This is a genomic window from Mycobacterium heidelbergense, assembly GCF_050205645.1.
In the GTDB taxonomy this organism is placed as follows: domain Bacteria; phylum Actinomycetota; class Actinomycetes; order Mycobacteriales; family Mycobacteriaceae; genus Mycobacterium; species Mycobacterium heidelbergense_A.
This window is the reverse complement of sequence record NZ_JBNMQT010000005.1, coordinates 1-16,061: the sequence shown is the minus strand read 5'-3', so window position 1 is coordinate 16,061 and position 16,061 is coordinate 1. Positions and strand designations below refer to the sequence as shown.

The window sequence follows — 16,061 nt, the reverse complement described above, 5'->3', positions numbered from 1 at the left end:
CCGATGCCGACGCTATGACCGCCGAAACCGGAACCACCACCGCTAGTGCGCGAACGTGGACGCCGCGGATCGCCGCTCAACTAGCGGTGTTGGCCGCGGCGGCCTTTACCTATGTGACGGCCGAGATCCTGCCCGTCGGCGCGATTTCGGCGATCGCACGCGACCTGCAAGTCAGCCTGGTCGTCGTGGGCACGCTGCTGACGTGGTACGCCCTGGTGGCGGCCCTGACCACGGTGCCGCTGGTGCGTTGGACCGCACACTGGCCGCGGCGGCGAACCCTGGTGATGAGCCTGACCTGCCTGACCGTGTCGCAGCTCATCTCGGCGCTGGCGCCGAACTTCGCGGTGCTGGCGGCCGGGCGGGTGCTCTGCGCGATCACCCACGGCGTGCTGTGGTCGGTGATCGCCCCGATCGCCACCCGGCTGGTTCCGCCCAGCCATGCCGGACGCGCCACGACGTCGATGTACCTCGGAACGAGCCTGGCGCTGGTCGTCGGCAGCCCCCTTACTGCGGCGATGAGCCTGATGTGGGGCTGGCGGCTCGCGGTGGTGTGCGTGACCGTTGCGGCAGCGATCGTCACGGTGGCCGCCCGGTTCATGCTGCCGGAGATGGTGCTCACCGAGGACCAGCTCGCCCACGTCGGCCCCCGGTCGCGGCATCACCGCAACGGGCGGTTGATCACGGTGAGCCTGCTCGCGATGGTCGCGGTGACCGGCCACTTCGTGTCCTACACGTTCATCGTGGTGATCATCCGCAACGTCGTCGGGGTGCGCGGGGCCAGCCTGGCCTGGGTGCTGGCGGCCTACGGTGTCGCGGGCCTGCTGTCGGTGCCGTTGGCCGCGCGACCGCTGGATCGCCGGCCCCGGGGCGCCATCATCCTTTGCATGGCCGGGCTGACCGCCGCCTTCGTGGTGCTGACCGCCCTGGCCTTCACCGGCCGAACATCGGTGGCGACGGCGGTGATCGGTACCGCCGCGATCGTGCTGTGGGGCGCGATGGCCACCGCGGTGTCGCCGATGATGCAATCCGCGGCCATGCGCAATGGCGCCGACGATCCCGACGGCGCATCGGGTCTGTACGTGACGGCGTTCCAGGTCGGCATCATGGCCGGCTCGCTGGCGGGCGGATTGTTGTACGAGCGCAGCGTCGCGCTGATGCTGACGGCTTCGGCCGGCCTGATGGGCGTCGCCCTGGCCGGTATCGCGGTCTACCGGCATATGCTGGATGTTCCGCCGGCAAGCTCACGCGATTCATAACTCGGCAGCTCAAAAGCCCCGAGTTGCGTCCCCGGGCGGCCCTGTCGGGTCGCGGATTAGGTAGCTGGGCACGGCCCTATGCGACACTGGGTCGCAGACCTGACTGGAGGGATGCATATGCCGAGCTGGACGACGAGCTCGACTAGGAAGGGCCTCTTTACGGCCCTTAACGCAGCCGGATTCGCCGCTCTGCTGGTGCTGGGCACCGGCCCCGCCCTGGCGGATCCGGACCCGCCACCCGGCGACCCCGGTGTGGTCGCCGCGCCCGCGGACCCGCCCGCGCCGCCGCCGTTGGTGGCTCCTCCGCCGCCTCCGCCGCCCGGCGATCCGCTCGCGCCCCCGCCGCCCAACCCGCTCGCTCCGCCGCCGCCTTTCGCGCAGCCCGCGGCCGCAGCCGCCGGGCAGGACCCGACGCCCTTCACCGGCACCGCGCCGTTCGGGCCTCCGAAGATCCTGCCCGCCGGCGGCTCGACGGTGGGGGTCGGTCAGCCGATCATCATCAACTTCCCCGGGCGGGTCGACGACGCCGGCGCGGCCATCAACGCCGTGCATGTGTCGTCCGTCCCGCCGGTCCCCGGCAAGTTCTACTGGATGACGCCCACGCAGCTGCGGTGGCGCCCGCTGAGCTTCTGGCCCGCACACACCGCGGTGACCGTCGACGCGGGCGGCACGGTGTCGACCTTCCACACCGGTGACACGCTGATCGCCACTGCCGACGACGCCACGCACCAGCTGACCGTGACCCGCAACGGCACCGTGGAGAAGACCATCCCGATGTCGATGGGCATGACGTCCGGCAACCACCAAACTCCCAACGGCACGTACTACGTGCAGGAGAAGATGCCCTCGGTGGTGATGGATTCCTCGACCTACGGGGTCCCGGTCAACTCGACGTACGGCTACAAGGTGACCGTCGAACTCGCCGTCCGGTTCGACAACGTCGGCGACTTCGTGCACAGCGCCCCGTGGTCGGTGGACGACCAGGGCAAGCGCGACGTCAGCCACGGCTGCATCAACATCAGCCCCGCCAACGCGAGGTGGTTCTTCGACAACTTCGGCGCCGGTGACCCGATCATCGTGAAAAACTCGAGCGGCGGCGACTACAAAAAGAACGACGGCTCCGCCGACTGGATGAACTAGTCCCGTCTCGCTGAATAGACGCAGAATCGTCCCATTTCTTCACGAAATAGGGCGATTTTGCGTCTTCTCGCGGGCTTTCATTTGCCCGGCAGTTATGTATAGCATCATACATAAGCCCAAACCGAGGAGCGGCAATGCGAAGCCCACGCGAGCGGATGGTTGTCTCCGCCGCGCTGTTGATCAGGGAACGCGGCGCGCACGCCACCGCGATCTCCGACGTCCTCGAGCACAGCGGGGCACCCCGCGGCTCGGCCTATCACTACTTCCCGGGAGGGCGGACCCAACTGCTCTGCGAGGCGGTCGATCTCGCCGGCGAGCATGTCGGAGCCCTCATCACCCAGCCGGACAGCAGCGGCGAACTGTTGGACACGCTGATCGACACGTATCGGCGGCAGCTGCTGGAGTCCGATTTCCGCGCCGGCTGCCCCATCGTCGCCGTCTCCGTCGAAGCCGGTGACGAGCAGGACCGCGAGCGCATGGCGCCGGTGGTCGAGCGCGCGGCCGCGGTGTTCGACCGCTGGAACGACCTGATCGCGCAACGGTTCATCAGCGACGGCATCGCGCCGGACCGCGCCCGCGACCTGGCGATGACGGCGACGGCCGCACTCGAGGGTGCGATCGTGCTGGCCCGGGTGCGGCGCGACCTGACACCGCTCGATGCCGTGCACCGCCAGCTGCGCAGCCTGCTACTGGCCGAGGGCGCCGAGACCTAGAGAAGGGAACCCCGCAGTGACCGCCAACAAGACCGGTGAATGGAAGTCCACGGCATGCATTCTCTGCGAATGCAATTGCGGCATCGTCGTGCAGGTCGAGGACCGCACACTGGCGCGCATCCGCGGCGACAAGGAGCACCCCGGGTCGCAGGGCTACACCTGCAACAAGGCGCTGCGGCTGGATCATTACCAGAACAATCGCGCTCGCCTGACGTCCCCGATGCGCCGTCGGGCCGACGGGACCTTCGAGGAGATCGACTGGGACACAGCGATCGTCGAGATCGCCGAGGGCTTCAAGCACATCCGCGACACCTACGGCGGCGACAAGATCTTCTATTACGGCGGCGGCGGGCAGGGCAACCACCTGGGCGGGGCCTATAGCGGGGCGTTCCTCAAGGCGCTGGGGTCGCGCTACCGGTCAAATGCGTTGGCGCAGGAGAAGACCGGTGAGGCGTGGGTCGATGCGCAGCTGTACGGCGGTCACACGCGGGGCGAGTTCGAGCACGCCGAGGTGTCGGTGTTCGTCGGCAAGAACCCCTGGATGTCGCAGAGCTTTCCCCGGGCCCGCGTGGTGCTCAACGAGGTCGCCAAGGACCCGAACCGGTCGATGATCGTGATCGATCCAGTGCTTACCGACACCGCGAAGATGTCCGACTTCCACCTGCGGGTGCGCCCCGGCACCGATGCGTGGTGTCTGGCCGCCCTGGCCGGCGTCCTGGTCCAGGAAAACCTTTGCGACGAAGCGTTTCTCGCGGAGCACGTCCACGGCGTCGAGGCGGTGCGTGACGCGCTGCGCGAAGTCCCGGTCGCCGACTACGCGCAGCGCTGCGGGGTGGACGAAGAGCTGCTTCGGGCGGCCGCGCGCCGCATCGCGGCGGCGGACAGCGTCGCGGTGTTCGAGGACCTCGGCATCCAGCAGGGGCCCAACAGCACGCTGTGCTCGTATCTGAACAAGATGCTGTGGATTCTCACTGGCAATTTCGCGAAAAAGGGTGGCCAGCACCTGCATTCGTCGTTCGCGCCCCTGTTCAGCACGGTCTCCGGCCGTACTCCCGTCACCGGCGCACCCATCATCGCCGGACTGATTCCCGCCAACGCGGTGCCCGAAGAGATTTTGACCGACCACCCGGACCGGTTCCGGGCGATGATCGTCGAAAGCGGAAACCCCGCCCACTCGCTGGCCGACTCGGCCGCGTGCCGTGAGGCGTTCCAGAGCCTGGAGCTGATGGTGGTCGTCGACGTCGCGATGACCGAGACCGCCAGGCTGGCCCACTACGTGCTGCCTGCGGCCTCCCAGTTCGAAAAGCCCGAGGCCACGTTCTTCAATTTCGAGTTCCCGCACAACGGCTTTCAGTTGCGCCGGCCGCTGCTCGAGCCCTTGCCGGGCACCCTGCCCGAACCCGAGATCTGGGCGCGGCTGGTGCGGGCGCTCGGCGTCGTCGACGAGGCGGACCTGCGCCCGCTGCGCGAGGCCGCTCAGCGCGGCCGCCAGGCCTACACCGAGGAGTTCCTCGGCGCGATGGCCACCAACCCGACCGTGGCCAAGTTGCTCCCCTATGTGCTGTACGAAACCCTCGGACCGACGCTGCCGGAGGGACTGGCGGGTGCGGCCGCGCTGTGGGGGCTGGCCCAGAAGACCGCGATGACCTATCCCGACGCGGTGCGGCGCGCCGGCCACGCCGACGGTAACGCGCTGTTCGACGCCATCCTCGACAGCCCGTCGGGAGTCACGTTCACCGCCCACAACTACGAGGACGACTTCGAGCTGATCGGGCACGCCGATCACAAGATTGCCCTGGAAATCCCCGAAATGCTGGCCGATTTGGCGGCATTGACCGCGGCGCCGCCGCGGCTGACCACGCCGGATTTCCCCATCGTGCTGTCGGTGGGCGAGCGGCGCGCCTACACCGCCAACGACATCTTCCGCGACCCGTCCTGGCGTAAACGCGACGCCGACGGGGCGCTGCGGGTCAGCGTGGAGGACGCCCAGGCCCTGGGGCTCGTCGACGGTGGCCGGGCGCGGGTCAGCACGGCCGCCGGCAACGCGGAGGCGACCATCGAAATCGCCGAGACCATGCTGCCCGGGCATGCGGCCCTGCCCAACGGTTTCGGCCTCGACTACATCGACGACGACGGACACACGGTCGTTCCCGGCGTCGCGCCGAACATGCTCACATCCACGCGATGGCGCGACAGCTACGCCGGCACGCCCTGGCACAAGCACGTGCCCGCCAGGATCGAGGCGATGGCGGGGGTCAGTTCCAGATCCTGACCCGGCGCTGCGGTTCCAGGAACAACGCGTCGTCCTCGGCGACGTCAAAGGCGTCGTAGAACGCGTCCATGTTGCGGATGACGCCGTTGCAGCGGAACTCCGGCGGGGAGTGCGGATCCACCGCTAGGCGCCGAATCGCTTCCGCCTCACGGGATTTGGTCCGCCACACCTGCGCCCAGCCGTAGAACACCCGCTGCACGCCGGTCAGGCCGTCGATGACCGGAGCGGGCCGGCCGTTCAGCGACAGCTGATAAGCCAGCAGCGCGATCGACAGCCCGCCGAGGTCGCCGATGTTCTCGCCGACGGTGAATGCGCCGTTCACGTGGTGCCCGCCGTCGAGTGCCCTCGGCGTGTACGCCTCGTATTGCTCGATGAGCGCCTTGGTGCGGGCGCCGAACTCGGCGCGGTCGTCGTCGGTCCACCAGTCGAGCAGATTGCCGTCGCCGTCGTACTTGGCGCCCTGGTCGTCGAAGCCGTGGCCGATCTCGTGCCCGATCACGGCGCCGATCCCGCCGTAGTTGGCGGCATCGTCGGCCCGGGCGTCGAAGAATGGCGGCTGCAGAATTGCTGCGGGAAAGACGATTTCGTTCATGCCGGGGTTGTAGTAGGCGTTGACGGTCTGCGGCGTCATGAACCATTCCTCCCGGTCCACCGGACCGCCCAGCTTCGCCAGCTCGCGGTCATGGTTGACGGCGTAGCCGCGCTGGAAGTTGCCGTAGAGGTCGTCGCGGTCGATCACCAGCTTGGAGTAGTCGCGCCACTTCGCCGGGTAGCCGACCTTGGCGGTGAACTTGTCCAGCTTGGCCAGCGCGCGTTCCCGGGTCTGCGGCGTCATCCAGTCCAGCTCGCTGATGCTGATTCGGTACGCCTCTTGCAGGTTTTCCACCAGGGCGTCGATGCGGGCCTTCGCGTCCGGCGGGAAATGCCGTTGCACGTAAAGCTTTCCGACCGCATCGCCCATCAGGTTCTCCACCAGCGACACCGCCCGCTTCCAGCGGTCCCGGATCTGTTCGGCACCGGTCAGCAGGCGGCCGTAGAAGTCGAAGTCCGCGGCGACGATGGCGTCGGTCAGCCACGCCGCGCGGGCGCGGATCAACCGCCACCGCGCCCAGCGCTTCCAGTCGTCGAGATCTTCGCCATGCCAGAGCGCAGCGAATGCGGTGAGGTAATCGGGTTGGCGCACAACAAGTTCCGCGAACGCCTCCGGAACACCGCCCAGCGCGGTCACCCAGCCGGCCCAGTCGAAGCCCGCCCCTTCGCTTTGTAGCTCGGCGAAGGTGCGCAGGTTGTAGGTGAGGTCGGCGTCGCGCCGCTTGACCACATCCCAGTGCGCGGCGGCAAGTTTGGTCTCCAGCGCCACGATCCGGGCCGCGGTCTCGGCGTGCTCGGCCGCATCACCGCCGTACACCAGGCCGAACATCCGCGCGATGTGCCCCGGGTAGGCGGCCAGCACCGCGGCGTGCTGCTCGTCGCGGTAGTAGGACTCGTCGGGCAATCCGAGGCCGGATTGGTTGACGTGCACCAGGTATCGAGTCGAGTCCTTCGCATCGGTATCCACGTACAGCCCGACCCCGCCACCGACCCCGGTGCGCTGCAGGGCGCCGAGGGCGGCGGCTAATGCCTCGGCATCGGCGGCGTCGTCGATGGTGGCCAGCTCGTCGAGTAGGGGCCGCGTTCCCCGCCGTTCGACGGCTTCCTCGTCGAGGAAGCTGGCGTAGAGGTCGCCGATGCGTTGTTCGTCAGTGCCCACCGGCGCGCCGCTTCGGCTGGTTTCGACGATCAGGTCGCGCACCTGCTCCTCGGCCTGGTCGAAGAGCAGGCGGAAAGCGCCGTCGGTCGCGCGGTCGGCGGGTATGTCGTATTCGGCCAGCCAGCGGCCGTTGACGTGGCCGAACAGATCGTCCTGGGGGCGGGCATTCTCGTCGACGTAGCTCAGGTCGATGCCCGAGCGGATGGCCTCTACTGTCACCCCGCCATCCTTCCATCTCTTTTCGGGTGCAACGATCGGCCCATGTCCGACGCCGAGGAGACCGAAGCACCCGACGACGACGATTCCGTCGAGGAAGCCACGGCGGACGGGATGTTTTCTCCGTACGGCATCGCGTCGACCGTGCTCGGCCTGCTGGCGGTGGCCGCGGTGGTGCTCGGCGCGCTCATCTGGAACGCACACCGCGACGAGGTGGGCGAACGCCGCTACCTGAGCCGCGTCATGCAGACGGCCGCGGACTGGACCGGCGTGCTGATCAACATGAACACGAAGAACATCGACACCAGCTTGCAGAAGCTGCACGACGGCACGGTCGGTGAACTCAACACCGACTTCGACGCGGCCATGCAGCCCTACCGGCAGGTGGTGGAAAAGCTGCAGTCGCAAAGCAGCGGCCGGATCGAAGCTGTCGCGATCGAAACGGTGCGCCACGACCTGGACACTCAGCCCGGTGCCCCCAAGCCGGTTGTCCCCACCAAGTTGCCGCCGTTCGCCAGCCGCGCCGACTCGGTGATGCTGGCCGCCACATCGGTCAGCGAGAACGTCGGCGCGAAACCCCAGACAGTGCACTGGAATTTGCGGCTCGAGGTCTCCGACGTGGACGGCAAGCTGATGATCTCCGCTCTGGAGTCGATCCGATGAGAAATCTCTGGCGGCTGCTGGCCTTCGACATCGTGGCGCCGCTGGCCGCGATCGGCGCGCTGCTGATGATCGGCGTGATCCTGGGCTGGCCGCTGTGGTGGGTGTCGGCCTGCTCGGTGCTGCTGGTGTTGATCGCCGAGGCCGTCGGCGTCAACTTCTGGCTGCTGCGCCGCGATTCGGTGAGCGTCGGCACCGACGACGACGCCCCCGGGCTGCGGCTGGCCGTCGTGTTCTTGTGCGCGTCCGCGCTGACGGCGGCCGTGCTGACCGGATACACGCACTGGACGACGACGGATCGCGAGTTCAAGCAGGACTCGCGGCAGGTGGTGCAGTTCGCCACCGGGATGGCGGAGGCGATGGCGTCGTTCACCCCGAGCGCGCCGACGAGTTCCATCGATCGGGCCGCGGCGATGATGGTGCCCGAGCAGGCCGGCGCGTTCAAGGAGCAATACAAAAAGACCAGTGCCGATCTGGCTCAGCGCAACGTGACCGCACAGGCCTCGACGCTGGCGGCCGGAGTCGAGGCCATCGGACCCACGGCGGCCAGTGTGGCGGTAATCCTTCGGGTCACCCAGAACACGCCCGGCCAGCCGCCCAGCCGGGCGGCGCCCGCGCTGCGGGTGGCGCTGATCAAGCGCGGCGGCAACTGGTTGGTGTCCGACGTGGTGCCGGTCAACGCCCGCTGAATCAGTTGGATTCGGCGGATCGGGTCGATTTCACCTTGACGAACCGGTCCGACAAGCGACGAATCCGGATCATCAGCGAGGCCGACGGGGACACGCTGCCGTCGAGATAGGCGGCCAGATCCTCGGGCTCCACCCCGATGCGGGAAGCGAATTCCTGTTCCGCCAGGCCCGACCGGTCGATCAGCAGACGCACGTGGCGGGCCACCTCGGTGCGTTCGTTGGCCTCGAGGTGGGCGCGGGCGCGTTCGAGGACCTCCCACAACGCCTTGGAGATGCCATACGGGCGGGTGCCCTCGAGGACTTCCTCGACCTGACGGGCCGTGCGTCCGTAGGGGTCGCGTTTGAGCGCGCCGGCGATGCGCTTCCAGGTGTCGATGTCCCCGCCCTGCAGCGCCGAGCGGATGGCCGAGGTCGGCCAGAACTCCACCGGCTGCTCGGAATCACCGCCGGGCTTGCGCTGTTCAGGGGCCGGCCGCTGAGATGGCGGCGTGGGGCGTCGGTCGGCTGCCAACGTCACCTCGCCTCCTCCAGCATCGCGACGGCCACCGACAGACAGCGCTGCCTGACCTCTTCCCAGCCCGCCTTGGCGTCTGGTTCAGACCACTGCTCATCGAAATCGGACGGATGCGGATCTGCGAGCCGACGGACCAACTGGGTGGCAATCCACTGCTGCCTCGGTGGTTGACAACAGTAATACCTGTCGATTCCGGCCAGGACCAGCGCGGCGGTTTCGGGTTCCAACGTGTCCACCATGTCAGCAAATTCGGCATAGTCGCGGCTGCTGTTACGGCACATGATCAGGTAGCCCTTGAGGCGCAGCGCCTCCGCGCCCGTGGGGACCAGCAACCGGTCGCCGGTGGGCAGCTGCACGTTGGTGGTCTCCACCGGGCTGCGACGCGCGTACCTCGGTGCCTCGTCCGCGTCGGAATCGAGGTCGTTCTCCAGGGCGTCGATCGCGACCGAAAGCCGCCCCCGCCACAGGGTGACCGGATGGACCGGCCGGTCAGCCCCGGCAATCGCCCGGGCGATGCCATTGCGTGACGCCAGGCCGCCGACCAGCTTCTTGGCCCCCAGGGGGCCGTTGGAATTGCCGTTGGTGGGGGTCTTCGAATCGGCGGGGGCCAGGCCCGCGTCCTCGTCGCAGATGTCGACCTGGTGGGGGATCTGGCCCGGGCCCCGGCCGCGGCTGTCCTGATCGGGGCAGGGTTCCGTGGCCTTGCCGTTGCGCCCGCACCCGGTGAAGGCCAGCGGGTCGGCCACGCAGATGGCGTCGGGCGCCAAGTGTTTCAGTTTCGCCGACGACTTGAGGACCATCCGCAGGTCCGCGCTGGGCGCGGTCAACGCCGAGATGTCGTCGGGGATGACCACGATGTCGCTCAGGTCGACCTCGGGCAGCGGCCTGTCGAAGTCCACCGACGGCAGGACGCGGGACAGCCACCGCGGCAGCCACCAGTTCCACTGGGCGAACATCGCCATCAGCGCGGGCACCAGGACCAGCCGGACGATGGTGGCGTCCACCGCGATCGCGACGGCGCACGCCACACCGATCTCGGCCACCAGCGGCATGCCGGCGAACGCGAAGCCGATGAACACCGCGATCATGATCAGCGCGGCGCTGGTGATCGTGCGCGCGCTGGTGCTCACGCCGTATGCCACCGCATCGCGGGTATTTCCGGTGCGCAGGAAGCGTTCCCGGATGCGGGTGAGCAGGAAGATCTCGTAGTCCATCGACAACCCGAAGGTCATCGCCAGCACCAGCGGGGGAACGGTGCTGTCGATCGAGCTGATGTGGCTGAACCCGAGATCGGCCAGCCAGCCCCACTGGAACACCATCACCAGGCTGCCGTAGGCGGCGGCGACGGACAGCAGCGTCATCAGGACGCCCTTGAGCGCGAGGAACACCGAGTGGATCGAGACGAGCAGCATCACGAACGCGATGAGCGCGACGAAGAGCAGCACCAGGGGCTCGGTCGCCGATACGCGGTCATCGAAATCCTTGATCAACGCGGTCGGACCACCGACGTCCACCCGCGCCGCCGCTCCCTGCTCCTTGGGCAGCTCCGCGCGCATCCAGTCGACGGTGTGCCGCGCGCTCATGTCCTCGGGATCGACCGACAACACCGCGGACAGCAACGCGCTGTTGTTGTCGTCGGCGAATTGCGGCGGCGCCACCGATATGACCTTGGGCGCCTGGGCCATTCGCTGACGGATCGCGGTGATCGCCTGGCCGTGCTCGGGCGCGGAGGCGCTGCCGCCGGGAAATGTGACCAGCACCTGAACCGGGCCCAGCGCACCCGGTCCGAGCGCTTCGGATGCCGCGCCCACCCCGGCGCGAATCTCGTGCGAATAGTCGAATTGGCGCAGCAGGCTGTTGCCCAGCACCATCGACGTCGCCGGCGCCGCCATGACCAGCAGGACCGTCGACGCCGCCAGCGCCGAGATCCACGGCCGGCGCATGACCCAGCCGACCCAGTGGTTCCAGAACCGGGATTGCGTGCTCTCCGGCCGCCGCGACCAGTGCAGCAGGGCCGAGCGCTTGGCGGCCGACCGGCCGAATGTCGCCAGCACCGCCGGCGTCAGGGTCGCCGACGTCAGCATCGCCACCGCGACGGCCAGGATCGCCCCGCTGGCCATCGACTTCAGCGCCGGGGTGTTGATCAGGTAGATGCCGGTGAGCGAGGCGATCACCGTCATGCCGGACAGCACTACCGCCAGCCCGGAGGTGGCCATCGCGGCATCGACGGCCTCGCGTGGCTGGCGGCCGGAACGCAGCTCCTCGCGGAAGCGCATCAAGATGAACAGCGAATAGTCCACGGCAAGCGCGATGCCGAACATGGACACCGTCGACGTGACGAACACCGACATGGTGGTGTACGCCGACAACAGGTAGACCAGGCCCATCGTGACGACGACCGTGCAGACGCCCAGGGCCAGCGGAATCGCCGCTGCCGCAAGCGAACCGAACACCGCGAGCAACACGATCAGGATGATCGGCAGGTTCCACTGTTCGGCCTTGGCGATGTCGTGTTTGGTGTTCGCCGCCGCGGCGGCGCTCAGCGCGCCCTGCCCGATGACATACAGGCGCACCCGGCCGTTCGCGGTCTGGCCGGATTGGTCGCCATTGATCCCCACCTTTTGGCGCAACTGCTTGGCGATGTCGCTGGTGCCGGAGTTGTGGGAATCCAGCCGCAGCGACAGCACATAAGGTCGGTCGGGCTGCGGCGGCCGCTGGGTGGGGTTGGGTACCTCCGTGACGCCGGGGAACTCACCGGCGATCTGCCGCAGCTGCGCCACCGCGTCGTTGATGTCTTGGTAGCTGGCGTCCGGGCGGGGGGCCGCGACCAGGGCCAAGGACGACGCCCCCTGCTCGTGATACTGCTCCTCGAGCTGATCGTGGACCGCCAGCGACTGCGAGCCGGCCACCTCGAAACCGCCGCCGGTGAGATTTCCCGACTGGGTCAGGGCCAGATAGACCGCCGGCACCAACGCCAGCAACCAGCCTGTGAAGACCAACCAGCGGTGCCTGCGCAGGCTGCGGCTTAGGCGCATCATGAACTGCTGGATTTCGGTCTCCCCGGTCTTCTCGCGTAATGCGTGAGGGCGAGAATACCGCAGGAGGCTGTGGAGCACGGCCGCTTATCTGGTTCCTGAGCTGCGCAGACACCGAAGTTGCCAAGACGCTGCGACTCCGTTGTGAATCGGTGATCAACCGGGATATCAGTCACATCGACTGGCAGCCCCGGTACCGGGGATGGCAGGATGTCGCATGCCGCGCGGAGGTCGGGGGAACTCCGCGGCGAAATCGGCCCCTCTATCGCAGCGGTTTGCGACGCGTCAGAAATCGCGAGACCTCGCAAACTCAAAGGAGTAATCCATGAGGACAGCGACCGCGACCGGACGCCGCAGGCTCGTCGCCGGGCTGCTCGCCGCCGCCGCACCATGCGCCGCCGTCGCGGTTCTGGCGGGGCCGCCGGCGACCGGTGCCAACGACCCGTGCGCGGCCAGTGAAGTCGCGCGGACGATCGGTTCGGTCTCCAAGTCGATGGGCGACTACCTGGACACGCATCCCGAGACCAACCAAGCGATGACCACGATGCTGCAGCAGCAGGCCGGGCCGCAAACGGTGGACTCGATGAAGTCGTACCTCCAGGCCAACCCCAAGGTCGCCCTTGACATGACGTCCATCGCGCAGCCGCTGACCAACCTCTCGACGCAGTGCAAGCTGCCGATCACGATCCCGCAGGCGATGGGCGTCATGCAGCAGGCGCAGGGCGCGACGGGTGGGCCGCCCGCCGCGACCGGGCCGGTCCCGCCCGCGCCGGGCGGAGCCCTGCTGCCGGGCGTCACGATCGGCACCCCGACCGGACCGGTGGGCGTTCCGCCGCGGCCGAACGACGTCGGCTAAGGGCCGTTTTCCGGATCTCGATCGGGCGGCGGCAGCGGCCCCTGCAGGGCCGTCTCCGTCGGGTCGACCGCAGGGTCGCCCTGGTGCCGCACGACGGGCAGCGGACCGGTGATCGGTTCGTCGTCGTCCGAGTCGGCGATGTTCTCGGTGCGGAACATGAAGAAGAACACCACCCAGCCGACCGCGGCGATGAGCAGCCAGCTGATCAACCGGTAGATCAGCATCGCTGAGATGGCACTGGGCAGCGACATGCCGCTGGACACCAGGCCCGGGACCAGCACCGCCTCGACGACCAGCAGCCCGCCCGGCATCAGCGGGATCGTGCCGACCGCGCGGGCGGCCGCGTAGGCGACCGTCAGGCCGGCCACCGATGCGTGGTCGCCGGCCGCGTACGCGGCGAAGCCGAGGCAGGCGACGTCGGCGATCCAGTTGAACAGTGACCAGCCGAAGGCCACTCCCAAGTCCCGGCGGCCCAGGCTCACCGATTCGAGCTGCATCAGCGTCGCGCGCCACTTCTCCAGACCGGAGTCGGCCGGCCGCCCCCGAATCGAGTTGACCCACGACAACACCCGACTGCCGATGCCGTCGATCAGCTCCGGACGCGACGCCACCGCCTGGGCGAGTAGCAACAACGCGACGAAGCCGCCGAGCGTGAACAGCAGCGAGAACGGGTTGTTCTTCGCGCCCAGCAGGAACGCGCCGCCAAGGCCGAGCAGCGCCAGCCCCACGGCCTGCAGCACGCCCGACATCACCAGCTGCCACGACGCCACCACCGTCGAGGCGCCCCAGAGCCGCTGCTGACGGAACAGAAAGGTGGCCGACAGCACCGGCCCGCCGGGCAGCGTGGTGCTCAGCGAGTTGGCGGCGTAGAACGCGGCCTCCGACCGCAGTTGTTTGACGTGCACGCCAGCGGATTTCAGCAGGGTCCGCTGGATCTGGGCGAAGCTGTGCATCGACGCGGCGGCCGCCACGACCGCGGCGAGCAGCCACCACCAGTTGGCCTCGTACACGCTCGTCCAGGCTTTGGCCAGCTGGTCCCACCCCAGGGCGATCTCGACGGCCAGCACGACCGCGACGATCGACAGCACCACCCAGCGCAGCCACCAGTACTTCCCGCGCGGCGTGTCCTGGCGTGGGAAGTCGAGCTTGCGGGCGGGTGCGTCCGGCGACACGTGCATCAGGGTAACCGTGCAGGTGGCGCCGGAATCCAGGCGAAGCTCCGACCGTGTCGGGCTCGTTCTGGGGTCGTAACCGGATCGTGCCGCCGGGCCCGACCCGCGGATGCGTGCGGGGCGTTTGGCGGCGGCCCCCGGCGGATAGGCTGGCCAAATGCCAGCAAACCCTGACGACGCCGCGGTTGAACCGCTTGTCCGCAAGGCCGCGGCCTGGTCTTGGCGCCTGCTCGTCATCCTGGCCGCGGTGGTCGCCCTGCTGTGGGTCGTGAAAAAGCTCGAAATCATCGTCGTCCCGGTGCTGCTGGCTTTGATGATCAGCGCGTTGCTGGTGCCGGCGGTCGACTGGCTGGACCGGCGGGGCCTGCCGCGGGGTGGCTCGGTGGCGCTGGTCCTGCTGGGCGGCTTCGCGATCCTGGGCGGCATCCTGTCCTTCGTCATCATCCAGTTCATCTACGGATTGCCCGACCTGACCAAGCAGGTGGAGCGCAGCATCGACTCCACCCGCAGATGGCTGATCGAAGGGCCCGCGCATCTGCGCGGCGAGCAGATCGACAACGCGGGAAACGCCGCGATCCAGGCCCTGCACAACAATCAGTCCAAGCTGACCAGCGGCGCCCTGTCCACCGCCGCCACGGTCACCGAGCTGGTCACCGCGGCGGTGTTGGTGCTGTTCACGCTGATTTTCTTCCTCTACGGCGGCCGCAACATCTGGCAGTACGTGGTCAAGATCTTCCCGACCGACGCCCGCAAGCGGGTAATGGCGGCCGGCCGCGCCGGATACGGGTCGTTGATCGGGTATGTGCGGGCCACGTTCCTGGTGGCGCTGACCGACGCGGCCGGCGTCGGTACCGGGTTGGCGATCATGGGCATCCCGCTGGCGCTGCCGCTGGCCTCGATCGTCTTCCTGGGCGCGTTCATCCCGCTGATCGGTGCGCTGGTCTCGGGTCTGCTGGCCGTGGTGGTCGCCCTGCTGGCCAAGGGCATCGTCTACGCGCTGATCACCCTGGGTTTGCTGATCGCGGTCAACCAACTCGAAGCCCATTTGCTGCAGCCGCTGGTGATGGGCCGCGCGGTGTCCATCCATCCGCTGGCGGTGGTACTGGCCATCTCGACCGGCGGCGTGCTCGCGGGAATCGTCGGCGCACTGCTGGCGGTTCCGACCGTCGCGTTCCTCAACAACGCGATACAGGTACTGCTCGCGCCTGATCCATCCGCCGAGGCCGAGAAGCAGACCGAGGAAGCCGACGACGGGGGCATCGTCGAGGCGGAGCCGGACCGCGCCGACGAGCAATCGGCCTGAGGGTTAGCGGCCGAGCTGCTACAGCCGCCCTTCGCGGCGCAGCAGATCCTGGGCGGACAGACCGCCGCCGCCGCGGCGGCGCGGGCGCGAGTTGTCGCCATTGTCGCCATGGTCGCCCTGCCCGCGCGCATTCAGCTTCTCGGTGGCCGCATCGGACTCGTCGGCCGGGTCGTTGTTCGACGGAACCCGCATCGCCTGCGTCTGACCGGCCGACGGCGTGGGTGACGGGGGACGTGCCGGCGGGACGGGCTTGGCGGGCCCGCGCTGGTCGGCCGGGCGTGGGGCGCCGGGCACCGAGAGTCGCGACGTCTTGGCCTCCGTCGGCTGCGCGCTCGGAATGCGTGTGGTGTTCACACCGGAGGGCAGCTCCGCCGGGCGGGGCCTGCCGCGGGGTGGCTCGGTGGCGCTGGTCCTGCTGGGCGGCTTCGCGATCCTGGGCGGCATCCTGTCCTTCGTCATCATCCAGTTCATCTACGGATTGCCCG

General features: G+C 68.5%; 12 protein-coding genes and 1 pseudogene. 8 read left to right on the top strand and 5 right to left on the bottom strand.

The annotated features are described in order from the left end of the window. Positions 1-14: 14 nt before the first annotated feature. The 4 genes from ACQI5H_RS06735 to ACQI5H_RS06720 all read left to right on the top strand — a co-directional run bounded on the left by ACQI5H_RS06735 (position 15) and on the right by ACQI5H_RS06720 (position 5,381). The gene (locus tag ACQI5H_RS06735) at positions 15-1,256 is read left to right on the top strand and encodes an MFS transporter (RefSeq protein ID WP_427078626.1); all 1,242 of its coding nucleotides are present in this window, start codon (positions 15-17) and stop codon (positions 1,254-1,256) included. Positions 1,257-1,373: 117 nt separating this feature from the next. After that, positions 1,374-2,396: a L,D-transpeptidase gene (locus ACQI5H_RS06730; protein ID WP_427078625.1), complete on the top strand. Its 1,023-nt coding sequence runs from the start codon at positions 1,374-1,376 to the stop codon at positions 2,394-2,396. 134 nt (positions 2,397-2,530) lie between these two features. Continuing rightward, entirely contained in the window at positions 2,531-3,109 is a 579-nt protein-coding gene (locus ACQI5H_RS06725) for a TetR/AcrR family transcriptional regulator (protein WP_427078624.1), read from the top strand. Positions 3,110-3,125: 16 nt separating this feature from the next. Continuing rightward, complete coding sequence (locus ACQI5H_RS06720) at positions 3,126-5,381, top strand: molybdopterin-dependent oxidoreductase (RefSeq protein ID WP_427078623.1); 2,256 nt, start codon at positions 3,126-3,128, stop codon at positions 5,379-5,381. On the opposite strand, the gene ACQI5H_RS06715 is transcribed toward ACQI5H_RS06720, so the two are convergent. Next, a complete protein-coding gene (locus ACQI5H_RS06715; protein ID WP_427078622.1) occupies positions 5,365-7,350 on the bottom strand; it encodes a M13 family metallopeptidase in 1,986 nt (661 codons plus the stop codon). The genes ACQI5H_RS06720 and ACQI5H_RS06715 overlap by 17 nt on opposite strands. Before the next feature lie 42 nt (positions 7,351-7,392). Here ACQI5H_RS06715 and ACQI5H_RS06710 point away from each other — a divergent pair, with 42 nt between their 5' ends. Then, the gene (locus ACQI5H_RS06710; RefSeq protein ID WP_427078621.1) at positions 7,393-8,010 is read left to right on the top strand and encodes a hypothetical protein; all 618 of its coding nucleotides are present in this window, start codon (positions 7,393-7,395) and stop codon (positions 8,008-8,010) included. After that, a complete protein-coding gene (locus tag ACQI5H_RS06705; RefSeq protein WP_427078620.1) occupies positions 8,007-8,696 on the top strand; it encodes a hypothetical protein in 690 nt (229 codons plus the stop codon). The genes ACQI5H_RS06710 and ACQI5H_RS06705 overlap by 4 nt, the downstream gene beginning before the upstream one ends. Position 8,697: 1 nt before the next feature. On the opposite strand, the gene ACQI5H_RS06700 is transcribed toward ACQI5H_RS06705, so the two are convergent. Together ACQI5H_RS06700 and ACQI5H_RS06695 are read right to left on the bottom strand one after the other, a co-directional pair. Beyond that, a complete protein-coding gene (locus tag ACQI5H_RS06700; protein ID WP_427078619.1) occupies positions 8,698-9,213 on the bottom strand; it encodes an XRE family transcriptional regulator in 516 nt (171 codons plus the stop codon). Continuing rightward, positions 9,210-12,248 (bottom strand): MMPL family transporter, encoded by a 3,039-nt coding sequence (locus tag ACQI5H_RS06695; protein ID WP_427078854.1) that lies wholly within the window; start codon positions 12,246-12,248, stop codon positions 9,210-9,212. Before ACQI5H_RS06695 ends, ACQI5H_RS06700 begins: the two co-directional genes overlap by 4 nt. A gap of 322 nt (positions 12,249-12,570) precedes the next feature. On the opposite strand from ACQI5H_RS06695, the gene ACQI5H_RS06690 reads away from it, so the two are divergent. After that, a complete protein-coding gene (locus tag ACQI5H_RS06690) occupies positions 12,571-13,101 on the top strand; it encodes a hemophore (protein ID WP_427078618.1) in 531 nt (176 codons plus the stop codon). On the opposite strand, the gene ACQI5H_RS06685 is transcribed toward ACQI5H_RS06690, so the two are convergent. Then, positions 13,098-14,273: a lysylphosphatidylglycerol synthase transmembrane domain-containing protein gene (locus tag ACQI5H_RS06685; protein WP_427078617.1), complete on the bottom strand. Its 1,176-nt coding sequence runs from the start codon at positions 14,271-14,273 to the stop codon at positions 13,098-13,100. The two genes, ACQI5H_RS06690 and ACQI5H_RS06685, sit on opposite strands and share 4 nt — an antisense overlap. Before the next feature lie 157 nt (positions 14,274-14,430). Between ACQI5H_RS06685 and ACQI5H_RS06680 the strand changes: the two genes are divergently transcribed. Next, complete coding sequence (locus tag ACQI5H_RS06680) at positions 14,431-15,576, top strand: AI-2E family transporter (RefSeq protein WP_427078616.1); 1,146 nt, start codon at positions 14,431-14,433, stop codon at positions 15,574-15,576. Between the two features lie 18 nt (positions 15,577-15,594). Here the strand turns inward: ACQI5H_RS06680 and ACQI5H_RS06675 are convergent. Further along, positions 15,595-15,954, bottom strand: a pseudogene (locus tag ACQI5H_RS06675) (hypothetical protein); the annotation flags it as partial. Positions 15,955-16,061 lie beyond the last annotated feature (107 nt).